Genomic DNA, 22,491 nt, shown 5'->3' with positions numbered 1-22,491 from the left:
TTCGTAATGGCAAAGTATCGGATCGCGTGGTTACCCGGTGACGGCGTTGGTGTGGATGTGATGGAGGCAACGCGCATCGTCCTGGACAGAATGAAACTGGATGCGGAATATGTGCACGGCGACATCGGTTGGGAATTCTGGTGCCGGGAGGCCAATCCACTCCCCGACCGTACCATCAAGCTTCTCAATGAGACCGACTGCGCCCTGTTCGGTGCTATCACCTCCAAGCCCAAGGAAGAGGCCGAAGCGGAACTGGTGCCGGAACTGCGCGGAAAGAAGCTCGTCTATTCCTCGCCGATCGTCCGCCTGCGTCAGGAATTCAACCTGCGCACTAACAAGCGCCCCTGCAAAGCTTACGACGGCAACCCGCTCAATTACAAAGAGGGCGTCGATATCACGGTCTTCCGTGAGAATACCGAAGACTTGTACGCTGGCGTGGAGTTTTACCCGCTGCCCAAGGAACTCTCCGCCCAGATGACAACCCTCAATAAGAAGATGAAGCGCTTCGCCGAACTGCCGCCGGAAGATGTTGCGATGTCGTGCCGCCTCATCACGCGCCTCGGCTCCCGCAACATCGTTAAGGACGCCTTTGAAGAGGCAAAGAAAACTGGCAAGAAGTCGGTGACGATCGTCGAGAAACCCAATGTCCTGCGCGAAACGTCCGGCTTGTTTACCCGCGTCGGCCGCGAAGTCGCCAAGGACTACCCCGGCATCGAGTGCTGGGAAACCAATATCGACGCAATGTGCATGTGGCTGATCAAGAATCCGCTCGACTATTCGATTCTCGTCACGAGCAACATGTTCGGCGATATCATCTCTGACCTCTGCGCCCAACTCGTCGGCGGCCTCGGCTTCGCCTCCTCCGGCAACATCGGCGACAAGTACGCCGTCTTCGAACCGACGCACGGTTCCGCGCCCAAATACGCCGGCCAGTACAAGGTCAACCCGATGGCGACCTTCCTCGCCGCCAAATTAATGCTCGAATGGTTGGGTGAGACTAAGGCAGCCGATCGCCTCGAAAGCGCTATCGCTGCTGTTATCAAGGAAGGCAAGGTCCGCACCTACGACATGGGCGGCAAGTCCTCGACCATCGACATGGCTAATGCCGTTGCCGCTAAACTCTGATTCTTCGCATTTGTTGATTATCGCGGGCGCGCTCGTCGCGCCCGTCTTTTTTTGCCCGCCCTATTGGTGGTGTCGCTCTTTTAGCAGTTGCACCATCGAGCCAAACTCCGCGCCCAGCAGGACCACCGTCGCCGAATAGTAGACCCAGAGAAAGAGCAGGGCTAACGATGTGAACGATCCATAGATGGTGAAACCTCCACCAAAGCTGCGCACGTAGTAGTCGAAGACCAGCTTGGCCAGTTCCCACAACACGCCCGCCAACAGCGCGCCGATAAAGGCGCTCTTCAGGTGATGCCAGCGGCTCGGCAGCAGGTAGTAGATCCAGGTGAACAGCATCACCGAAATCAGCAGCGGCACGCCGTAGGAGATGATCGTACCCAGCACCGGGATGTCGATGATCGAAATCTGCAGCAGCGGCAGTTGGTTGTCCTTCAGTGCCTGCAAAATCGTCGTTAGCGCCAACGAGACCGTCACAAACAGCATCATGATCGGTACGCAGATATATGCTACCAGCCGCGACTTCCAGAAACTGCGCCCGCCCCGTGTCCGCCAGATGCGGCTCATCGCTTCCTCCAGTACGGCGAAGACGCGCGTGCTGCCCCACAGCATGCCGATCAAGCCCAGCAGCCCGTAAAGCGTCTTGTTCTGGACCGTCTCGGAAAACAGCTTCAGTGCCCCGGTCGCCGCGCCGGGGAAGTTGCCCGACACGAAATTCACGATATCATGCAACGCCTGGTCCGACGAGGCCAGAAAGAACCCCATCACCGAAGCCGCCAGGAGCAGGAAGGGAACGAACGAGAGCAGGGCATAGAACGAGATCGCGGCCGCCAGGGTCGAGATATTGTCGATGACAAATGTCCGTCGCAACAGCAGGACGAAAATGCGCCACAACTGCTGCCTCACGAGTCATCTCCCGACAGCATAATCCCGATCGGTCGCAACGAGTCAATGTTGTCGCAGAAAACCTTGAGCGCAGCCGTGATCGGAACCGCCAGGATAATCCCGATCGCTCCCCACAGCCAGCCCCAGTACAAGGTCGACACCAACTGCGCCAGCAGGCTGATATTCAACGAGCCCTGCAACATCCGCGGCGTGATGATGTTCGACTCGACGAACTGCACCGCCATGAAAAAGGCAACCACCAGCACCACCGCTACAATCGAATTGAACTGAATATAGGCCATAATCGCCGGCGGCACCGCGCCGACATACGCACCGACGTACGGCACCAGATTCAGCAGCGCCGCCAGCGGTCCCCAAATGTAGGCGTAATCCACGCCGCCAATGAGCAGACCCACCGTGAACACGATCGCCAGCGCCACCGTGATCACGAACCGTTGCCAGATATAGCCCGCAATCCGATTCGAAACATCGCCGATGATCGCCGCCGTTGCCTCGGTCTGCTCCTGCCCGAACAGCGACTTGAGCCGCCGATTGTAGGCCGGCTGCTCAATCAGCACGAACAACGTCAATAGGAACACCAGCACCGCTTGCCCGAGAAAGCTGAACACCGAACCGACACCTTTGAAGATGAACTTGGGAATCGTCGAAAGACTCCCCAGATCGATCTTGCTGAGTACTTCATCCAGTTTGGTATTGACCAGGTCGCTCAACCACGGCGGCAGATTGGTGAACTTGGCCGCCCGCATCTGCTGAAACTGCTCCCAATAGCCCGGCACATTGCTGGCGAACTGCATCGCCTGCCCGTAGATCAGCAGTCCGATCAACGCCAGCACGACCACTGCCAGCAGCAACACCAACAACACCGCTACCAGGTGCGGCACCTTCCATTTCTTGAGCTGGCTGATAACCGGCCATAGCACATAGGCCAACGTGATCGCGGTCACCAGCGGCACCAGGATTCCCGCCGCGAAATAGCAGAATGCGGTCAAGCCCGCCAGCGCCAGTATTGGCACCGTGATCTGGCTCAGCGGCAGCGTCCGCGCCTGTTCGGCCATCCTACCCTCCAATCAATTTCTCGAATTCGGGCTCGGTCAGAATCGTGATGCCGAGCTTGAGCGCGTCTTGGTATTTGGACCCGGGATCAGCGCCGACGACAACATAATCAGTTTTTTTCGAGACGCTCGATGCGACTTTCGCCCCCAAATCGATCAACAGCTTCTTGGCTTGATCACGGGAATAGTTCTCCAGCCCGCCCGTGATCACGAACGTCTTCCCCGCGAGCGGCCTCGGCCCGGCATTGATCTGGTAGGTCGGGAAGGCCTTCCACGCCTTCTCCAGCTTCTCGATCACTTGCCGATTGCTGCGATTGGCGAAAAAATCAACAATGCTCTCCGCCACGATCGGCCCGATCCCCTCCACGCTGCTCAACTCCTCGGCCTTCGCTTTTCCCACTCGCTCGACACTTCCGAAATTCACCGCCAGCAGCCGCGCAACGTGCTCGCCGACGTTGCTGATCCCCAGTGCCGCGATCAGATGCGCCAGGTCCGCGCCCTTGCTCTTCTCGACCGCCGCCAGCAGATTCGTCGCCGACTTCTCCGCCATTCGCTCCAGGCCGGAAACCTGCTCCAGTTTCAGGTAATACAAGTCCGCAAAATCATGAATCAGCTTGCTCTGCAGCAACTGCTCAATCAGCTTCGGCCCCAGCCCCTCGATATCCACACCGCTCTTGGAGGCAAAATGAATAATCCGTTCCGCTACCTGCGCCGGGCAAGAGAGATTCGGGCACCGGTGGGCTGCCTCACCTTCAATGCGAACAACCTCGCTGCCGCACTCCGGGCACTTCTTCGGCATCGCGAACTGCTTTTCCTTGCCCGTGCGCTTGGCCGTCAGCGGCTTTACCACTTCCGGGATAACATCGCCCGCCCGCTGGATAATCACCCGGTCCCCGATCCGGATATCCTTCCGCATCACCTCGTCATAGTTGTGCAGCGTCGCGCGCCTGACCTCCACGCCGCCCACGCGTACCGGCCTCAACTGCGCCACCGGCGTCAACGTGCCGGTGCGTCCGACCTGAACCACGATATCCTCAACGACTGTCTCCTCCTGTTGTGGCGGAAACTTCATTGCAATCGCCCAGCGCGGCGAACGCGACAATTCGCCCAGCTTCTGCTGCTGCCGGAAGGAATTGACCTTGACGACCATCCCGTCAATATCGTACTCCAGCGCCGGACGCTTCTCGTTGAGAAGATTGTACCGCTCGATGACCTGTTCCGCGAAATAGCACAATTGCGCCTCCGGCGTCACTTCGAACCCCAGTTGCGTCAATTGTCGCAGCAACTCCCACTGCGTGCCGAGTTCAGCGCCCTCGATGCGCCCGACGCCGTGCGCGTAAAAGCGCAGCGGTCGGGAAGCCGTGATCGTCGGGTCCAGTTGTCGCACCGAGCCCGCCGCCGTATTTCGCGGGTTGGCGTATAGCTCTTCACCCTGCTGCTCGCGCTCGCGATTGAGCCGCGCAAAATCCGACTTGCCCAAGATGATCTCGCCCCGCACCTCCAGCCGTCCGATTTTTTTGTCGCGCAAACTCAGCGGGATGTTCTTCACCGTACGCAGATTCGTCGTGACATCCTCGCCGGTCGTCCCATCCCCCCTCGTCAATCCCAGCGCCAGGATACCCTTCTCGTAGACCAGTTCCACCGCCAGGCCGTCCAGCTTCGGCTCGGTCAAATACTCGATCGTCTGCGGGTCTCCGGCCAAGATCTCCTCCACCCGCCGCTGGAAATCGAAAAACTCCTCCGGCGTGATCGCCTTGTTCAGCGACAGCATCGGCACCGCCCGCCGCACCGAGCGAAACGCCGTCGCCGGCGGCGCGCCCACCCGCTGCGTCGGCGAGTCGGGGCGCTTCAACTCCGGAAACTTCGCTTCCAACTCCGTCAATTCATCGAATAACCGGTCGTATTCGGCGTCGGTGACTTCCGGGTCATCCAATACGTAATAGCGATAGTTGTGATGGTTGATCAATTCCACCAGATCGTCGATCCGGCGCCGCGCTTCATTCTTGGTCATGCGGGTGAATTTACCATGCCGCAAGCGTGCTGTCAATCGCCGAGCCATGCCCCGAAAACGCCCGCCAGAAATTGACAAGGACGACCTCAAGCTCGTCTTTCTGGTTGACAGAGCATTGCACAATGAGTTTCATTTCTTGCACGATCGTCAAAGTGAGGGATCAGCCATGAAAGAACTTGAGACCGCCGCAGAGTCCCAAAGGCTTGCCGTTGCGCACCGCCTCTGCCCGTTGCTTACAATCTTGACCGTTGTAGTTTTCGTCTGGCCGTCGTTCGCACAGCAGAAGGTCGGCACCTTGCCTGACCCGGTCACCGACTACGCCTTTGCGTTCTATTCACTGAACTTCATCGACGGCGCCGCCGCTGCGCGTGGCGGTTCCGGTGTCGCTCTTGCGCTGGGAGCCCGTTCTGCGCTCGCCAACCCCGCTGGTCTGCTTGGAGGCGACCGCCTCCAGGTACATCTCGGCGGTGCTGGCTTCCGCAATGATCTCGACCCCGCGCCTCCTCGGTTCCCCGCAACACCGTACAAGCAACCCAACCCGCGCGCTACCGCCGCTGCCGCGATGCGCCTCGGGGATCGGATCGCCCTCGCCGCCGGCTTCAGCAATGTTCGCTACTACGAGTCACACCTGCGCTGGGAGTACGAAGAAACGACCTACGAATTCCCCAATGGCACCGGGCGCTTCTTCGTTTACAGCATCGACCGCCGTCTCCGTGTGCTGCAGTACTCGCTCGCCCTCGCCGTCGCGGCAACCGACAACTTCTCTGCAGGCATCGCCGTTGACTATCAGCACTTCACCCTCGGCTTTGACGAGGCCAGTACCGACAGCTCGTTCCCGACCCGCATCAATGCCCGCGACACGCACGATGCTGTCTTGCTTCGCTTCGGCGCATTGCAGCGGATCGGCGATGTCACTTTGGGCCTGACCGTGCGCAGCGGCGACCGCTTCACCTTCGCCGTGAACGATGATAGCCGAGACTGGGGTGAGTCCTCGCAAATTCCTTGGGAGTTCTCCCTCGGCGCATCATATCGCGACTTGTTCACCTGCGAAGGGAAGTGGTACTACTTCCGCGACAACTACAATCCGACCGACTTGTACGACCTCGGCGCCGGCGCTCATCTCTCCCTGATAACCCGCGGTGAGAATGCTTTACTGCACCTCAATCTCGGCCTGATCTATCGCCACCTCCTGGAAGTCTACAGCAGGCGCGACGCCCAAGCCTTCATCAATTCCGGACTCGAGGCCGATTTTGGCTGTTTTCATCTTGCCGCCACTGTCCTCAACGGCCACTGGCTCAACAATGAACGGCTCCGCGTATCAGAACTTCAGCTGGCGGTCGGGTATGGCGCCGACTGACGGGTGAAAGTCAGCGTTTGTTGTTGACTCACTCGTCCGATTTCCATCTTTTCCGAGCATGCCGGATCAACCGCATGGCCTGACCAAGATCATCTGCACGCTCGGCCCCGCCAGTGCCGACGAAGCCACCATCGAACAGCTGGTGCGCAGTGGCATGGCCGTAGCGCGTCTCAATTTTTCCCACGGTGACCACGCCTTCCACAAACGGATGATCCAGCGCCTTCGCCGCGTGTCGCGGCGCGTCGGGCGACCGGTAGGCATTCTTCAAGACCTATCCGGCCCTAAGATCCGCGTCGGCCGCATCAAAGACGGAGCCGTCGAAATCGTCGATGGCGCCCGCCTTAAGATCGTCCCCCATGACATCCTCGGCGACGCCTCGACCATCTCCGCCAGCCCGCCCGAACTGATCCCCGAACTGCGCAAGGGTGACCAGATCTTCATCGATGACGGCATGCTGCGCCTCGAGGTCACCCGCGCCGGTCGCCACGAAATCGAGGCCGTCATCGTCAAAGGCGGCACGCTGCGCGAACGCAAGGGCATCAATCTGCCGACATCCAATCTCTCGTTGCCGTCGCTGACGCCCAAGGATATCGCTGATCTCGAATTCGGCATCGCCCTCGGCATTGACTTCGTCGCTCTCTCTTTCGTCCGCTCCGCCAATGACATTGCCGTCCTGCGCGGAGAAATGCGCCGCCGCGAAGCGGACATCCCGATCATCGCCAAACTGGAAAAACCGCAGGCGATCAAGAAACTGGGCGACATCCTCCAGGCGGCGGATGCCGTCATGGTCGCCCGCGGCGACCTCGGCGTCGAAACCCCGATCGATCAGGTGCCGACGCTACAAAAGAATATCATCACTACCGCCGCGGAAATGCTTAAACCGGTGATCACCGCCACGCAAATGCTTGAATCCATGACCCAGCATCCGATTCCGACCCGCGCGGAGGTCTCCGATGTTGCGAACGCCATCATCGACGGCACCGATGCCGTCATGCTTTCCGCCGAAACCGCTTCCGGCAAGTATCCCGTCGAGGCCGTCTCCATGATGTCGCGCATCATCTGCTCCACCGAGGCCAGTATGCGCGAACGCCTGCAGCCGAAATTCGAACTGGTCGGCCGTCCGGCAGTGGAATTCGCCAACGCCATCGCGGAATCCGCCGTCGATATGGCGCGCGAAATCGATGCCACCTTGATCGCCTGCTTCACGCAAACCGGACTCTCGGCGCGACTGGTTTCCAAGCAGAAGTCCCCCGTGCCGGTGTATGCTTTCACGCCGCACCCCGAAATCCTCAACCGCATGACCCTCTTGCGCGGCGTTCGACCCGTGGCTGTCCCGCACTTCCGCTCGGTCGATCAGATGATTATTGATGTCGAAAAGATTCTCAAGAAACTTGGTCTGGTTTTGACCGGCGACCGCGTCGTTATTGTCGCCTCGGCGCCGGTGCATATCCACGGCGACACCAACATGCTCAAACTGCATACCATCGCCTGACCTCCTGCGCCACTTGCCCCTTGCCGCCGCAACACAATCCGCTATATTTGCCCCATGGCGACATTGCGCAGAAGACTCCGGCTCAAAATTCGACTCGACATTGATCCGCTCAAGATCTGGGACGCGGTCATCAATCCACTCAAGCTGGCGATCTGGTTCTGTAATAAAGGCGAGATCAACCCCAAACTTCGCGGCAGCGTCAAACTGGCCGGCGACAACTGCGTCGCTACCAGCTTTCCTGAGAAAGAAATCAACGGCTCGATCCTTGAACTCGAACCCAATCGCCTGCTCAAATTCTCCTGGCCGATGGCCGGCTCTGCATCCGAAGTCACCTGGATGATTGACGACAAGACTCGCTACTGCGATTTCCTCGTCACTCACGACAAGTTACCGGCAAACTCGCTGATGATGGACGCCTGGATCATCTACCTGTACAACCTCCGCTCGTTCCTCAGCGAAAACCGCCCGGTCTACCGGCTCGACTACTCGCGGCTCGATAAGGGTACCATCCGCCGCGAACTCTTCATGGACGTGATGCCCTCCGTCGTCTTTCGCGCCCTGACCGACCAGCGCTCGGTGCGCGGCTGGTTCTCTACCGCTGCCGAGGTCGAACCACAGGTCGACGGCAAGTATGTAGCCGGCTGGAAGGCTCCCGACGGGTCGCCGATCGGCCCACAGAAAATCATCGAGATCGTCGAAAACAAGAAGCTGGTGTACGACTGGAGTGAAGCCGGTGTCAAAGCTGGCGATCTTGTCACCTGGGAGCTGCTCCGAATCGGTGAACGCACCCGCGTGACTCTCCGCCACTCCGGCTTCCCGCCCGACCAACTCAACCGCAGCCATACTCAGGGATGGCACTCGTATCTGCTCGTCCTGAAGGATTACTGCGAATCGAACGGCCGCGTCAGTTATACCGTCATCGACGGCGACTGGACCGTCTAAACCGCTCACCCCTTCCTGGTCAATCTCGGATCTCCCCTGCGCCAATCGGGCGCGACGAAGCAATCTCGCCTACTGCAGTTTCTTTCCGTGCCGTAGCGCCGACTTCAGTCGGCTCACGTTGTGGTGTATGTCTCAATCAACTCGCAGGGAAGTGTCATTGCGAGGAGCGCCCTTACTCTCACCGATCACACCGCCCTTCACCGCGATGAAGCAATCTCCACACTGAAGCCTTCGTCTCCCCGTATCTCCAACCTCAGTCAGACTCGCCGAAACCCCACGGTAGTCGCACTCCGTAAAGGCGAGGCTCGTCCGCGCCCGCCAACACCGGTGTCCCACCGCCATGACTCATCGTTTCCGACCCCCACGACTTCCGCGCCGACTCCCAACTCACACCTTTACCGCCCGAAAATCATTCCCCCCTATCAAGAGGGGTGGATCGAGCCCGCCGCACCAGCGCCACAGCCGTCTGCGCACCACCTCTCGTCTCGACTCCGCTCCTGTCGCCTTTCCGGCGGGCTCGAGACGGGGTGTGTCTTCTCCTTACGAACTGCACCTCGCTCTTCCTAAGATCGACGGTGCCACCCCCCTCTCCTCCTGGGAGAGGGGTCGGGGGTGAGGGTGCGACACCACCGCACCGAATCATTTTCGCGCTCTTGTCCTAGAATTGCGAACCACACCGCCGTTCGCCGGCGCTGTGCCTATCGCCCGGTGGCGTGGATGACGGCGGGAATCGTTCGCAGCAGAATCTTGGCGTCGAGCATCAGCGACCAGTTGTCGATGTACTCCAAATCCTGCTTCATCCACTGTTCGAACGATGAATCATTCCGGTCGCCGACCTGCCACAGGCACGTGATGCCCGGCTTCATCGAGAGCTTGCGGCGTTGCCAGAAATCGTAATCATGCACTTCGTCCGGCAGCGGCGGCCGCGGCCCGACCAGCGACATCTCCCCTTTGAGAACATTGATCAACTGCGGCAATTCGTCCAGTGACAGCTTGCGCAAAATCTTACCCATTCGCGTAATCCGAGGATCGTTGGCGATCTTGAACACCGGCCCGTCCATCTCGTTGAGGTGCGTCAATTCTTGTCTGACTGCCTCGGCATTAACGACCATCGTCCGAAACTTCAGCATCCGAAACCGCCGTCCGTGCAAGCCACAGCGCTCCTGGCTGAAAAACACCGGCCCGCGTGAGGTCGCCCTGATCAGCACGGCAATCATCGTCATCAACGGCAGCAGCACCAACAATCCCACAGCCGCCGCCAGCCGGTCCGACAGCGCCTTCAAGATCAATCCTAAGTTGTGCTCTGGTTCACGGGTAAACAGCAACGCCGGTTTTCCGGCCAGATCGACCGCATACTGCCGCGAGGCGCTCAACCCGATGAAATCCGCGCTCAGGCAACTGGCCACCCCCATTTCCTCGCACAGTACCATCGCGCCGCGCACGCGTTCGACCAGGTGTGCCGGCACCGTGAAGAACACGAAATCAACGTGATTCGTCTTGATCACCTCCGCCAGTCGTTCAATTGGACCGATCAGCGGTATGTCGCGGTAGCGATAAAGTAACTTGTGATCGTCGAGAAACAGCAGTCCCGCGGCGCGCAGGCCCCACTTGGGACTGTCCAGGATCAGATCAACCGTCTTGCGCACCCGTTCGCGCGTTCCCACGACCAGGGTCGTTTGCACATTTCGGCCCCGCGCTCGCGCATGTTGCAACGCTTTGAGCAGAATCAATCGCAACACAAACAGTGTCAAGAATTGTAGCAGCACAAATGTCGCAAATTGGAGTCGCGGCAGACTCGGCAGGTGCAACAAGTAGGCGGCCACCAGGAATACTCCGGCCGCTCCCAAGGTTAGCACCAAGGCCTCGCGCAGAAAATCAGAAGCACTCTTCAATCGATAGACGTACCGCTCGCCGAGGAAGTAGATGCACGCCGCCAACGCCAGCAGCGCCACCGCCAGCATCTCCGCTTCGCCGCGCGTCGGCAAAATCCAGGCGCCGGTCGAACGCCTGATCCGCAGATACTGCCAGTGCGCCGCGACAAACGCCAGAGCCGACAACAGCAGATCCAGCAGGAAATGCGCTTTCCGCAGTATGCTGACATGTCCGCGCAGCATCGTCTCTGTTACTCCTGCTCTACCAGCGGCTGCAAGACCGCCAGGTAATCCCGCGCTCGCACCCGATAGTCGCAACAGCGCTCCGCAAAAGCGCGACCGTTAGCCCCCAGCCGCCGCGACTCGTCGCGATGTTTGGCCAGATACACTATCTTGGCCGCCAGATCGTCCGCATCCTCCGGCGCCACCGCAATTCCTGCCTCCGCGCCCTCTACCAGCCGGCGTGATTCACCGTTGGTGCCGATTACGATCGGCTTGCCCGCCGCCATCACCTCATAAATCTTCGAGGGAATATTCTTCGTAAACAACTCCGTCTTCCGCAGCGGGACCAGGCAGACATCGGATGCCGCATAATACTCCGCCACCCGAGTGCGGCTCTGTTGCGGGACAAACGTGACATTGTCCAATTTCTGGGCGCGGCTGTAGGCTACCAGATTCTCCCGTTCGGCGCCGTCGCCCACGATCAGGAATCGGATGTCGTCATGGCACCGCAGCCGTGCTGCCGAGTCCAGCACCGTGTGCAGATTGTGCGCCATACCCAACGTGCCGATGTACGACACCAAGAAATGCCCGTTCAGCTCGTGTGCGTTCCGTATCTCATGATCGTCTTGCGCCTGGGCGAAACGCTCAAAATCCACCGCGTTTGGAATCAGTGCCAGCCTCTCGCGCGGTATGCCGCGTGCCGTCAACACCGCGATCGTCCCCTCCGCGACCGCGACAATCAGTGCGGCCTTCCGATAGAGAAAGGCCTCGATCCGCTCCAGCATGCGGATGACCGTGCCGCGCTTCATCGCGCCCACGGCGACGATCTCCTCCGGCCACAAATCGCGCACCTCGAACACAAATGGAATGCGCTTGATGCGGCTCACGATATAACCGGCGATCGCGACGAAAAACTGTGGGGAAGTCGCGATCACAAGGTCTTGCTTGCCGCTGCGCAGCACGCCGATGATGATCGCGCTCACCATGAAGGACAGGTAATTCAAGATCCGCCGCGCGAAGCCCCGGTTCGGTGCGGCGTAGATGTACCCCCGCAATACCTGGGCGCCGGCCGTCTCCTCGCGTTGAAAAATCTTACCGCGATACTCCGGCGGAATGACGCCCGCTGGATGATTCGGAAATCCGGTGACCACCGTGACCTGGTGGCCGCCCGCGCTCCAGGCCTGCGCAAACTGCGAGACCCGCACCGCTGGCGCATTGACCTCGGGCGGGAAATAGTGCGTCAGGTAGAGGATTCGAAGTTGTCGTTGCGCACTGCTCGTCATGGTTTCTTCAGTCTACTGCAATCGCGCTCCCCAAACTCAAAGACCGGCGGGCCTGCAGTGTTGCCCGCGTCGTGTGATAGAAACTTTCCAGATTATCCTGTGATTGCCCATCCTGAATCGCCGTGGCGAATACCGCCAGCTCGGCGTCAAAACCCTTGTCCATCGACCCCTTGTAAAGACGTCGTGTGCGGCCGTCGCGAAATTGCTCGACCAGCCGGTAGTCGGTCATCTGCAGCACCGTGCCGTCGCCGATCACCTGCAGCGTCTCCTTGGCGAAACTGCGCTCGCCCATTGCCGTATAGGTGATCGCCGCGATCGATCCGTCTGACATCTCCAGTTGTACCTGCACGTTGTCGTCCGCCTGATACCTGCCCTTTGTGCCTGCGATCGCTGCCGTCCGCACTGTGCGAACGCGCGCCTGCAGCAGGTGGCAAATCAAATCGATGAAGTGACATCCTTCACCGATAATTCGTCCGCCTCCAATAGTATCGTCATGCACCCAGTTGTCTTTATCAATGAATCCGGCATTGATCGTGTAGTTCACGATCGTCGGCGTAGCGCGCCCGCTCAGAGCCGCCGCCAGGATTTTGCTCGCGGCCGCATAGCGCCGGTTGAACCCGACCATCAGTGCGCAACCACTGGCCGCCTGCGCTGCCTTGATCGCCTCCAGTTCAGTGAGCGTCAAACACAGCGGCTTCTCCACCAGCACATGCTTGCCCGCTGCCAGCGCCCTGGTCACTTGCGCTACGTGGCAATTGTGCGGCGTGGCGATGATGACCGCGTCTATCGCTGAGTCCGTCAGCAGTTCCTCTTCTGAGTCGGCAGTTTCGGCAAACTTGAACTGCTCGGCAACGGCGCGCGCCCGGTACGGCGTCGCTGAATACAGCAAGCTCCGTTCGAACTGCGCATTTCGCGTCAGCGCCGGCAGCAACACTCCGCTGGCGAAAATCCCCGCACCCAGAAATCCGACTCGTATCTTGCCGCTCGTTGGTGCGAGGGCGCGTTTCTGCCGCGCGGTGCTCGCTGCCTGCTCCCCCGGAGCATATCGCAGCAACAGCCCCAGAACTTTCTCCGCCTCCATACGCTCAAATGCCGTCGCCGCGTCTTCAACGCTGTATTGCGCCGTCACCAGCGACTTGACATCGACTTTGCCCACAGCCACGAGATCGAGGAAGGCGCGCATATTGCGATTCTCCGTCCAACGTACCTGGCCGATCGGATAGTCAACGCCGCGCTCTTCGTACATCGGATCATATCGTCCCGGCCCGTACGATCGCGACATCGTCAACGTCATTTCCTTCTCATAAAACGGCTTGCGCGGAATCTCCATTTTGACGTCGCCGACAATCACCACCCGCCCCCGGTCGCGCGCGATCGTCGCGGCCAGCAGGATTGGCTCATTCGACTTCGTCGCTGCCGTGATGATCACAGCGTCTGCGCCGCTACCCTCGGTGCATTGCTTTGCCGCTTCCGCGGCCGTAGGGTCGGCGGCATTGACGAGCAGTGCTGGAGCAAATCGTGCGGCTTCATCCAGCCTCTGTTGATCAAGATCGATGGCGATCACCTGGCAACCCGCCGCGTTCAGAATCTGTTGCGTCAACTGACCCAACAGCCCCAATCCGATCACGGCTACCCGCTCGCTGACGCTCACCTGCGCCTGCCGCACCCCCCACAAGGCGATCGCGCCCAGCGTGACAAACGCCCCTTCGTCAAAACCCAGTTTCGGCGGCAACATTACCGCCAGATTGTGCGGAACAAAGACCCGCTCGGCGTGGCACGCGTAGCCAAAGCCGGCGCACGCCACGCGGTCGCCGACGGAGAACTCGTGTACATCCGGTGCCACCTCGACCACAAGACCAGCCGCGCTGTATCCCAGCGGGATCGGCGCCTTGAGCCGTGCCTGCACCTTTGCCAGTGTGCTGCCGATGCCCTCGCGCTTTGCCTTATCGATCACCTGTCGCACCAGGTCGGGGCGCGATCGAGCTTTGTTGACCAGGCTCTTCTCAGCCAGATCGATGATAGCGCGCTCGGTGCCCGGCGAGATGAGCGAACAATGATTTTCAACGATGATGCCGCCCGGCTTCAGACCCGGATGCGGGCAATCGGCGACTGTCAACCCGCCGCGCTTGGGATATTGCAGGACTTGTTTCACGCCCAGCTCCCTTCCTGTATTGTCTTGCTCTGCGGACTCGTGCTTGTTGCTGCCGCTCCATTGAATAGATCTATCGCCCGCACCGCCGTCTCATCCCAACTGAATTGTCGTGCCCGCGACTTCCCAAGTTCGCGCAGTGTTGCTGCCAGCGCACGATCCGCCAGAACTTGCTGCATGCGTTCAGCCAGATGGTCGACATCTCCCGCGCGACAAAGCATCGCCGCGCCGCCCGCGATTTCCGGCAGCGCCGACGAATCCGATATGATCACCGGTACCCCGGCCGCCATCGCCTCCAGCACCGGCAAACCAAATGACTCCACGCTCGAGAACAGCACGAACAACTGCGCCGCACTGAGTAGTTCTGGAATACGCGTGTGCTCGACACCGCCCAGAAAGCGCACTCGCTCCGCGATCCCAAGCTCCCGCGCTGCCAACTCCAACTCGCTTTGATGCCCGTGCCAGTCACTCCCGATGATCAGCAACTCGTGCGGAATTCCTTGAGCGACGAGCCGCGCAAATGCCCCGATCAGCTTTTCGATATTCTTGTTCGGATACAATGTTGCGACCGTCGCAATGTACGGCGCGCTTGGTGAGACGTTCGTGGTACGCTCGCGGCGGTCGGGACTGAAGGCTTCGTAGTCGACGCCCTCGTAGACGACGGTGATCCTCCGCCGGTCAACCCCCAGCCGCTCCTGCAGCGCTTTCGCCGTCGTCCGCGACACCGCCCAAATCCGATCCGCCTGCGCCAGCGTCCACCGCTGTGCGATCGAGTTGTATCGATACTGTTGCCAGAGGCGCAGTCGTGCGCGCCGGCCGCGTCCTTGCAGCGGCACATGCGTGCGAAAATCGATGTAGATCAGATTCTGAAACGTCACGACCGAGCGACACGGCACCAACGGCGGCAGCACACCGAACGGCGCATAGAACACGTCGACACCCCAATGCCAGAGCAGGAAGGGCAGTGCCAGCCATTCATACGCCACTCGCCGCCACTGCGGGCTGGCGCTCTTCAGCACGACTCGTGTCTCAAACCTCGGATTGCCCGTCTCGAACAGCGCCCGATTCGCGGCGGTAACTAACATGAGATATTCATTCTTCTGGTCGAATCGCGCCAGCCGGCGCACCAGGTTCACCAAAAACGTCTCGCCGCCGCCGGTGCGATTCGGTTCTACCAACAATGCGTTGATGCAGATCTTCACGAGGCGAACGTCTCCTCGATGAGTCGTTGCGTTTGCTCGAACCGATTCTGCCAGGTGTCGTCGCGCACCAGCTCGCGCAACGTCTCTTGTAGGCGCCGGCGCTCCTCCGGCGGCAGAGCCAGAAGCTCGTCAATCGCGCGGACGAAACCGACATAGTGCTCGGCAACCCGCACGTGCGGCGTAAACCGCTGAATCTCCGGCATCGGCACGCTCACCACCGGCCGTCCGCTCGCCAGGTATTCGAAAACCTTCAGCGGCGAGCACGACTCTGCAATATCGTCGCGCTTGTAGGGATTGATGAATACATCGATCCCCGCCATCAGCTCCGGCAACTCTTCGTAAGCGCGCCGGCCGAGAAAGTGCACGTTGCAGTGCTTGCGCAGTCGCGCTACATCAACTCCGATCGGCCCGATGAACACCAACTGCCATTGCGGTCGGTGCGCAGCGATATAATCGATCAAATCCAAATCAATCCAGTACGCCAGCATCCCCATAAACCCGATCCGCGGTGTCGGAATCGCCGCCAGCGCCGTCGGCGCCACGCGACGCTCGTTCGCCCCCTGGAAATGCTGTACATCGCAGGCATTTGGAATGACATGTACGTTCGGATGAAGATCGCGCAGCTTCTCTTTCAGCCTGCCGGCGGTGACAATCACCAACTTGCACGCGCCCAGAAACCTCTTCTCCATCCGCTCGACCGTCTCGCGTCGCACCAGCCCTTTGGCCGCCGCCAGATCATCAACCTTTTCGTACAGCACCTTGCGCGCCCCTAAGATTCTGATCGCCACTTGCGAGTAGGGGACATAGGAATAGACGATCGGGTCTTTGATCTTCGCCCGTGCCGCAATCCAGCGCAGCCACAACCCCAGGACCACGTTGTTCACGATCGCAATCGGCAGCAACATCTGGTGAAACGGCAACAACACCGGCGGCGTCGCGATCGACAAATTCGGTTGAAGCTCGCGCGGCCGGTTCAGAAATTTCCAGAGCCGTCGCCGATTCCCCCGATTGCGCTTCAGCCACGTCAGCCAGTGCCACTGCGTCTCGACGTAAACGACTTTGTGCCCGCGCTCGGCAAACCAGTTCATGAATCGCTGCTTGCGCGTCCACAGGTCGCTGTAATCCTGGGTGGAGAGACAGATAATCGGTGAGCGCGGCGGCGTGCCCGCCGGAGTCTGAACGGCCGGTTTCTCTTGCTGTCGTGCTTTTGTTGTCTTGCTCATGGCTTGTCACGACGCCTACAGCCGGTCAACCACGAATATCGTTGTGGCGATGCTCGCCGCCACCGAGGCCGTCGTTGAAAAAATCTTCAGCCAATCGCGCTCCTTCGAGATTCGCGTCGGCACAAAAATCGCATCGCCGAGATGTACCTGCTTCGACAGCGCGCCCCGGCCCGACACGATCGTCCCGTCCGCACGCACCAGCTGCACATGCTTCTTGTCGGCATTGGGCATGAACCCGCCCGCACGCTTGACATAAAACTCCGCCTTCTTGCCGTCCTGATAGGCAATCGTGCTGATCGAGGGCACCGCGCCCAGCACTTGAATTCCCGCCGGCTTGGCCGGGATATAGATGTGGTCGCCGTCAACCAGCTTGACGTCGTGCCGGCTGCCGCTGGACAGGAGCAACTCGTCCATGTAGACGACAATCCGGTTCGACATGCTGTTGTCGCGCAGAACCGCCGACGAATCGATCCGAATCTGCCCCGAATCCTCCTCGACCCGCTCCATCGACCGATTGATCAACTCGTCCACCCCGCGTCGCTTCAAATCGCTGATGATCGACGCGCGCGTAAACACCGTGCCGGTGGCAAACGCATCTTCCGTCAGACCACCGGCACGTTGGATCAAGGAGTAGAGGGAATTCATTTCATGCGTGATGACATATTTCCCTGGGAAGCGGACTTCGCCCTCAATCGTGACGATGTCGCGATCTTCCCAACCGGGAATCTGTCGAACAAAAATCTTGTCACTCCGTTGCAGCGGCAGGTCGCCCTCGGGATCGTCCAGCGAGGCGTACAGCACCTCGCGCCGGCCGTCGATGAACGTCCGCGCCAGCTCAATCCGCAGCGGATACGCCGACGGACGCAGGTTGCCCGCCCGGAATACCAGGTCGGAGACCTTCATCCCTTCGTAATAGGCGTAGTCCCCCGGTCGCGCGACCAATCCGAAGATCGACACCGACTTCGGCGCGATCACTTCTTCCTGCGAGTACGAAATCAACCGGTCATGCGAGCGCAGCGTGACATCCGTTGTCCCGGCCAGCACTGCTTCCGGATTGACCGTGATCAAAGTCGTGTCGTAGCCGTTGTCACAGCGCAGAATGTCAATCCGCCCGCGGTAGGCCCGCTCCTCCAGCTCGCAGCCTTCCTGAAACAGCGTCGCCAGCGACAACCCTTCGCGATACTGATACAGCCCCGGATGGCGGAACCGCCCTTCGAGATAGACCACATCGAGCTTGTGATCATAAATCGACTCGATCGCCACCGCGTCGCCGTCTTCCATGACAAACGCCCGCACCGTCGCTGTCGAGTCCTTCAGGTTCAGATCGATCACCTGGTACGCATCCTCGGTCGTGACCCGATCAACGCGCACTTTCTCCAGATAGGCGCTCGGCAGCGTTCCGCCCGCCAGCTCGATCACGTCGGTGATCGTCTCCGCGCCCAGAATTTCGTAAACCGCCGGCCGCTTGATTGCCCCCGTCACCGTCACCCGCTTGCCGACCACGTCGACAAACACGACGTCCCCCGACTGCAACGATACCCCCGCGACGTTCTTGCCAAAGAGAAGAAATTGATATAGGTCGATCGTCGCGACATCGCTGCCGGCCCGGATCAAACGAATCTTGCGCAAACTGCCGCGATCACTCGGACCCCCCGCCAGATACAGCGCCGAAAACAACGTCGACAGCGAATTGACGCTGTAACTGCCCGGAAACTTGACCTCGCCGAAGACGAATACCTGGATCGACTTGAGCTTACCGATGCTGACACTCAGTTCAAACTCGCTGAACCCTGACGCCAGTCGTTCGCGCAGCCGCCGCTCCGCCTGCTGCAACGTCAGTCCCCACAACGGCACCTCGCCGATCTTCGGGATGAACACCGTCCCTTGCCGGTCAATTGTCAGATTGTATTCCTGCTCGACCCGCCCCCACAGATTGACGATCAGATTGTCCCCCGGTCCCAGCCGGTAATCCTCCGGCAGCGCCAGATTCTGCGGGATCTCGTTCGTCGTTCCGCCCCGCGCAAAGAGATTGTAGCCGAACAATTCCAGCTTGCTCGAATCGCCTGCGGCTGCTCCAAACTGCGGTTGCAATGGCTGTTCCAGCCGTTTGATCGAATCGGGAAGCGATAGCGACGACTGGTACCGATCGGGATCGGCAACCTCGCGTGCGGGTATCTGCCGCATCAACTCGTCATAGTTGAATGCATCGCGCTGCGGATAATTTTGCGCGAAAAGGGAAACGGCCAGCCCGATGACAATGGCCGCGGCTAACTTGATCTTCATTCTCTGACTCCTTGGGTCCGCTGGTGAACCTCCGCCGTCAGCTATTGCAAGTGCTATGCCGGATTGAAACGGTCTCTTAAGTGATATGGAGTCACTAACTTACAGGGTGGGAACTTGCCGCGCCGGCCTCGCCAATGGAAGACTCTTCCGGATCTCTCCGAAATTCTTTCCGGTGCCTCACACTTTGATCGGAAGTGGCTGCGATGATCAGACTTGGGGAAACGCAGGTAAATCGTGGCCGAGAAGTGCGGCCGCCTGTCTTGAAATCAATCCCGCCCGGCGCGGCCGCACCGCCTTCAATTTCAGTTCGGCGGTTGTCGCCGCCAGAACGTGGGCGCTGTCATAACCGGCGTGCCGCGCCACGCGGCAGGCAAACGCATGTCTTGACAAATGCTCGCGTCCGGCCAGATGGATCACCGGCGGCGTTGCCCCCAGCGCCAGCAGGTCGGCAAAAGCATCCGCCACGTCCGCAACATTCGTCGGATTCGACCACAGATCCGTCGCCGCCACGTACTGCTGCCCCTGAGCCAATGCCGCTACCACGGAATTATAGAGATTCGACCGCACTCCCAGGTCCAGCGAATACAGCGAGCAGACCCGCACGATGGTCGCCGGCTGTCCGCTGGCCGCGATCACTTGCTCCCCGTGCCACTTCGTCGCGCCGTAATAATTGATCGGCCGCGCTTGCGCCGTCTCGTCATATGGCCCGGCTTCGCCGTCGAACACGTAATCGGTCGAAATATGATAGAGATGGGTTTTGCTCGCGGCCAGCGCCTGCACCAGCGAGCGTGGAATCGCGATGTTGCCGACTTCGGCGTGTTGATGATCTTGTTCGCATCGATCAACCGCGGCCGCCCCCGCCGCATTGATCACCACGTCAAACCTTTGACCGCCAAACAGCGACTGAACTTCAGCGATGTTGCTTAAGTCGACCCTGAGGGTACTCACGCCCGCTGGCGGCGACTGAGTATGATAGGTAGCGGTGACTTCGTGAATCCCCCCGAGGCGGCGCACCAATTCGCTCCCCAGCAGTCCTGCTCCCCCGGCGATCAGGATCTTCATACGCCTCAGCGTGCCTGGTAGTGCCGCGATTCAAATCCGGCGGCGTCTAACTTGCGCAAGCGCGCAAAAATCGCCGGATTCTCACGATACCACGCCACCGTCGCTGCCAGCCCGCTCTCCAGACTCCGCTGCTTGAGCGTACCGTAACGACGTTCGAATTTGCTTGAATCAATCCGATAACCGCGATCGTGCGCCGGTCGGTCGGCAACATGCTTGATTGCGCTGTCGGCGCCTGCGATCTTCTGCAGCAGTTGTATTGTCTCCAAGTTGGCGTAATCCGCGTCGGCGCCGATGTTGACTACTTCGCCGGCGGGGAAGTCACGCACCAACCGCAGCAGGCCCGCGCAGAAATCCTCCACGTACAACCAGCACCGTCGTTGTTGACCGTCACCATAAACCGGCAGCGGCTGACCCTCGCGGATCAGATTCAGAAAGTAGGGAATCAGCTTCTCCGGGAACTGCCGCGGTCCGTAGTTGTTGGTCGTGCGCACGATCGCCGCCCGCTGGTCGAACGTCTTGATCGCTGCCAGCACCAGCAAGTCCGCCGCCGCCTTGCTCGCCGCATACGGACTGCTCGGATTTAGCGGCGCCGTCTCATCAAATGACTCGCCTTCGGCCGCCGCTCCGTAGACCTCGTCCGTCGAAATCTGCAGCAGCGGAATCTCCCGCTCGCGGCACGCCGACAACAGCACCTCCACCCCCCAAATATTCGTGCGCACAAACTGCTGCGTGTAATACAGCGACCGATCGACGTGCGTCTCGGCCGCGAAGTTGACAACCAGATCGTACCCCTTGCCGATCACCGCCGCCACCGCTTCGGGGTCGGCGATGTCGCCCCGCACAAACTCCATGAACCGGTGCTGCTGCAATCCGCCAAGATTCTCCAGCGCGCCGGCATATGTCAACGCGTCGTAAACCGTAATCTGCGCTTCCGGCTCCGACTCCGTCAGCAACCGGACAAAATTCGACCCGATGAACCCGCAGCCCCCGCACACCAGGTAGCGTTTAGCCATCGTGGCGCGACCAATCGTAGGGAATCTTGGCATCTTGCGGGTCAACGCGAAACTCGTCCGGCTCGGCGGCACTGTAGGTGTGCGTCGGTACGTTCATCACGTAACACTCGTCTGTGCCGATGTTCTTGAATCCGTGATAAATCCCCGGCGGAATTTGAATCAGCAGGCGATGGAAATCCCCCGCAAAAAATTCGTTGATCTCGCCATAGGTCGGCGAATGTTCCCGCCCGTCGTACAGCACGAACTTCACGCGCCCTTTGACCACGCACATCTGGTCGGTCTGCTTCTTGTGCATGTGCCACGCCTTGACCACTCCCGGATAAGCCGTCGTGACATAGACCTGCCCGAACTGTTTGAACAGCGGCTCATCCGCCCGCAGGACCTCGAACAGATTGCCCCGCTCATCGCAGTGAACTTTCAATTCCTTGGTCTTGACTCCGTCAATCATCCTCGCCTGCCTTGATTCCCGCGTTCAATCGTAGCGACCTCACGTAGCCCTGCGCCCGGTGCAGCGACTCGAAGGTGCCCGCGTCGGTCCACCAGCCCTCCAATATGTGAAACCCGCAGCGCCCCGACCGCAGGAAATGATTCGAAACGTCCGTGATCTCTAACTCACCGCGCGCCGACGGCCGCAGCGTCTCGATCACATTGAACGCCTTCGCCTCGTACAAGTATACGCCCGTTACCGCATATTTGCTCTTCGGCTGCGCCGGCTTTTCCTCCACCGCCACCAGCCGCCGCTCCTGGTCAAACACCGCCACTCCGAATCGATGTGCATCTTCCACTTCCTTCAAAAACAACTCTGCCCCGTTGCCGCCCGAGTCAAATTGCCGCACTGCCGCGCCGATGTCATCCATGATGATGTTGTCGCCCAGAATCGCGCAGAACTTGTCGTCCCCCACGAAGTGCCGCGCCAGCGCCAGCGCCGCCGCAATTCCGCCTTCACCTTCCTGGTAAGCGTACCGCAGTCCGTTCAATCCGAATTCCTTCCCATTGCCGAGCAACTGCAGGAAATCTCCGGCGTGATTACCTCCAGTGACGATCATGATGTCCGTGATCCCCGCCTTGACCAACGTCTGAATCGGATAGTAGATCATCGGCTGGTCATATACCGGCAACAAATGCTTGTTGGTGATCTTGGTCAGCGGAAACAGCCGGGTTCCCAGCCCGCCGGCAAGAACGACGCCTTTCACCTGCTATCCCTCCTCTTCTCGCCGTGCCGACTGGTCAAAGCCGCCACAACGGGGTATAAGTACTGTGACCGAAGTGCGGTCCGATTCGTCAATATCTTTTGTTGAAAT

General features: G+C 59.9%; 17 protein-coding genes. 4 read left to right on the top strand and 13 right to left on the bottom strand.

The window, feature by feature from the left end:
* Positions 1-6 precede the first annotated feature (6 nt).
* Complete coding sequence (locus IT585_00205) at positions 7-1,125, top strand: isocitrate/isopropylmalate dehydrogenase family protein (protein MCC6961652.1); 1,119 nt, start codon at positions 7-9, stop codon at positions 1,123-1,125.
* Positions 1,126-1,185: 60 nt separating this feature from the next.
* On the opposite strand, the gene IT585_00200 is transcribed toward IT585_00205, so the two are convergent.
* The 3 genes from IT585_00200 to ligA are packed head-to-tail and all read right to left on the bottom strand — an operon-like array spanning position 1,186 to position 5,091.
* Positions 1,186-2,028 (bottom strand): YihY/virulence factor BrkB family protein, encoded by an 843-nt coding sequence (locus IT585_00200; protein MCC6961651.1) that lies wholly within the window; start codon positions 2,026-2,028, stop codon positions 1,186-1,188.
* The gene (locus IT585_00195; protein ID MCC6961650.1) at positions 2,025-3,083 is read right to left on the bottom strand and encodes an AI-2E family transporter; all 1,059 of its coding nucleotides are present in this window, start codon (positions 3,081-3,083) and stop codon (positions 2,025-2,027) included. The genes IT585_00200 and IT585_00195 overlap by 4 nt, the downstream gene beginning before the upstream one ends.
* Before the next feature lies 1 nt (position 3,084).
* Positions 3,085-5,091: an NAD-dependent DNA ligase LigA gene (gene ligA / locus IT585_00190; GenBank protein MCC6961649.1), complete on the bottom strand. Its 2,007-nt coding sequence runs from the start codon at positions 5,089-5,091 to the stop codon at positions 3,085-3,087.
* Positions 5,092-5,257: 166 nt separating this feature from the next.
* Between ligA and IT585_00185 the strand changes: the two genes are divergently transcribed.
* The 3 genes from IT585_00185 to IT585_00175 all read left to right on the top strand — a co-directional run bounded on the left by IT585_00185 (position 5,258) and on the right by IT585_00175 (position 8,882).
* Positions 5,258-6,448, top strand: coding sequence for a hypothetical protein (locus IT585_00185; GenBank protein MCC6961648.1), 1,191 nt, complete (start codon positions 5,258-5,260; stop codon positions 6,446-6,448).
* 58 nt (positions 6,449-6,506) lie between these two features.
* The gene (pyk, locus tag IT585_00180; protein MCC6961647.1) at positions 6,507-7,940 is read left to right on the top strand and encodes a pyruvate kinase; all 1,434 of its coding nucleotides are present in this window, start codon (positions 6,507-6,509) and stop codon (positions 7,938-7,940) included.
* 63 nt (positions 7,941-8,003) lie between these two features.
* Positions 8,004-8,882 carry an SRPBCC domain-containing protein gene (locus IT585_00175; GenBank protein MCC6961646.1) on the top strand — a complete coding sequence of 293 codons (879 nt, stop codon included), beginning with the start codon at positions 8,004-8,006 and terminating at the stop codon, positions 8,880-8,882.
* 698 nt (positions 8,883-9,580) lie between these two features.
* On the opposite strand, the gene IT585_00170 is transcribed toward IT585_00175, so the two are convergent.
* The 10 genes from IT585_00170 to IT585_00125 all read right to left on the bottom strand — a co-directional run bounded on the left by IT585_00170 (position 9,581) and on the right by IT585_00125 (position 22,383).
* Positions 9,581-10,996: a sugar transferase gene (locus IT585_00170; protein ID MCC6961645.1), complete on the bottom strand. Its 1,416-nt coding sequence runs from the start codon at positions 10,994-10,996 to the stop codon at positions 9,581-9,583.
* 8 nt (positions 10,997-11,004) lie between these two features.
* Positions 11,005-12,258: a glycosyltransferase family 4 protein gene (locus tag IT585_00165; protein MCC6961644.1), complete on the bottom strand. Its 1,254-nt coding sequence runs from the start codon at positions 12,256-12,258 to the stop codon at positions 11,005-11,007.
* A 7-nt stretch (positions 12,259-12,265) separates the two neighbouring features.
* Entirely contained in the window at positions 12,266-14,410 is a 2,145-nt protein-coding gene (locus IT585_00160) for a bi-domain-containing oxidoreductase (GenBank protein ID MCC6961643.1), read from the bottom strand.
* Positions 14,407-15,609 (bottom strand): glycosyltransferase family 4 protein, encoded by a 1,203-nt coding sequence (locus IT585_00155; GenBank protein ID MCC6961642.1) that lies wholly within the window; start codon positions 15,607-15,609, stop codon positions 14,407-14,409. The genes IT585_00160 and IT585_00155 overlap by 4 nt, the downstream gene beginning before the upstream one ends.
* Positions 15,606-16,832, bottom strand: coding sequence for a glycosyltransferase (locus IT585_00150; protein MCC6961641.1), 1,227 nt, complete (start codon positions 16,830-16,832; stop codon positions 15,606-15,608). Before IT585_00150 ends, IT585_00155 begins: the two co-directional genes overlap by 4 nt.
* A 15-nt stretch (positions 16,833-16,847) precedes the next feature.
* Positions 16,848-19,115 (bottom strand): SLBB domain-containing protein, encoded by a 2,268-nt coding sequence (locus IT585_00145; GenBank protein ID MCC6961640.1) that lies wholly within the window; start codon positions 19,113-19,115, stop codon positions 16,848-16,850.
* 207 nt (positions 19,116-19,322) lie between these two features.
* Positions 19,323-20,177, bottom strand: a complete 855-nt coding sequence (locus IT585_00140) for an SDR family oxidoreductase (protein ID MCC6961639.1) — start codon at positions 20,175-20,177, stop codon at positions 19,323-19,325.
* Between the two features lie 5 nt (positions 20,178-20,182).
* On the bottom strand, positions 20,183-21,190 hold the full coding sequence (locus tag IT585_00135) for a GDP-mannose 4,6-dehydratase (protein MCC6961638.1): 1,008 nt from the start codon (positions 21,188-21,190) through the stop codon (positions 20,183-20,185).
* Complete coding sequence (locus IT585_00130; protein ID MCC6961637.1) at positions 21,183-21,638, bottom strand: dTDP-4-dehydrorhamnose 3,5-epimerase family protein; 456 nt, start codon at positions 21,636-21,638, stop codon at positions 21,183-21,185. Before IT585_00130 ends, IT585_00135 begins: the two co-directional genes overlap by 8 nt.
* Positions 21,631-22,383, bottom strand: a complete 753-nt coding sequence (locus tag IT585_00125) for an NTP transferase domain-containing protein (GenBank protein MCC6961636.1) — start codon at positions 22,381-22,383, stop codon at positions 21,631-21,633. The genes IT585_00130 and IT585_00125 overlap by 8 nt, the downstream gene beginning before the upstream one ends.
* Positions 22,384-22,491 lie beyond the last annotated feature (108 nt).

The sequence above is a fragment of the Candidatus Zixiibacteriota bacterium genome, from assembly GCA_020853795.1.
In the GTDB taxonomy this organism is placed as follows: domain Bacteria; phylum Zixibacteria; class MSB-5A5; order CAIYYT01; family CAIYYT01; genus JADJGC01.
This window is presented reverse-complemented; position numbering and strand designations above follow the sequence as displayed.

Excerpts from the sequence above, each read along its gene's own strand:
- IT585_00205 (MCC6961652.1), top strand. The coding sequence starts at position 7 with ATGGCAAAGTATCGGATCGCGTGGTTACCCGGTGACGGCGTTGGTGTG.
- IT585_00195 (MCC6961650.1), bottom strand. The coding sequence starts at position 3,083 with ATGGCCGAACAGGCGCGGACGCTGCCGCTGAGCCAGATCACGGTGCCA.
- ligA (MCC6961649.1), bottom strand. The coding sequence starts at position 5,091 with ATGACCAAGAATGAAGCGCGGCGCCGGATCGACGATCTGGTGGAATTG.
- IT585_00185 (MCC6961648.1), top strand. The coding sequence starts at position 5,258 with ATGAAAGAACTTGAGACCGCCGCAGAGTCCCAAAGGCTTGCCGTTGCG.
- pyk (MCC6961647.1), top strand. The coding sequence starts at position 6,507 with ATGCCGGATCAACCGCATGGCCTGACCAAGATCATCTGCACGCTCGGC.
- IT585_00170 (MCC6961645.1), bottom strand. The coding sequence starts at position 10,996 with ATGCTGCGCGGACATGTCAGCATACTGCGGAAAGCGCATTTCCTGCTG.
- IT585_00165 (MCC6961644.1), bottom strand. The coding sequence starts at position 12,258 with ATGACGAGCAGTGCGCAACGACAACTTCGAATCCTCTACCTGACGCAC.
- IT585_00150 (MCC6961641.1), bottom strand. The coding sequence starts at position 16,832 with ATGAGCAAGACAACAAAAGCACGACAGCAAGAGAAACCGGCCGTTCAG.
- IT585_00145 (MCC6961640.1), bottom strand. The coding sequence starts at position 19,115 with ATGAAGATCAAGTTAGCCGCGGCCATTGTCATCGGGCTGGCCGTTTCC.
- IT585_00140 (MCC6961639.1), bottom strand. The coding sequence starts at position 20,177 with ATGAAGATCCTGATCGCCGGGGGAGCAGGACTGCTGGGGAGCGAATTG.
- IT585_00135 (MCC6961638.1), bottom strand. The coding sequence starts at position 21,190 with ATGGCTAAACGCTACCTGGTGTGCGGGGGCTGCGGGTTCATCGGGTCG.
- IT585_00130 (MCC6961637.1), bottom strand. The coding sequence starts at position 21,638 with ATGATTGACGGAGTCAAGACCAAGGAATTGAAAGTTCACTGCGATGAG.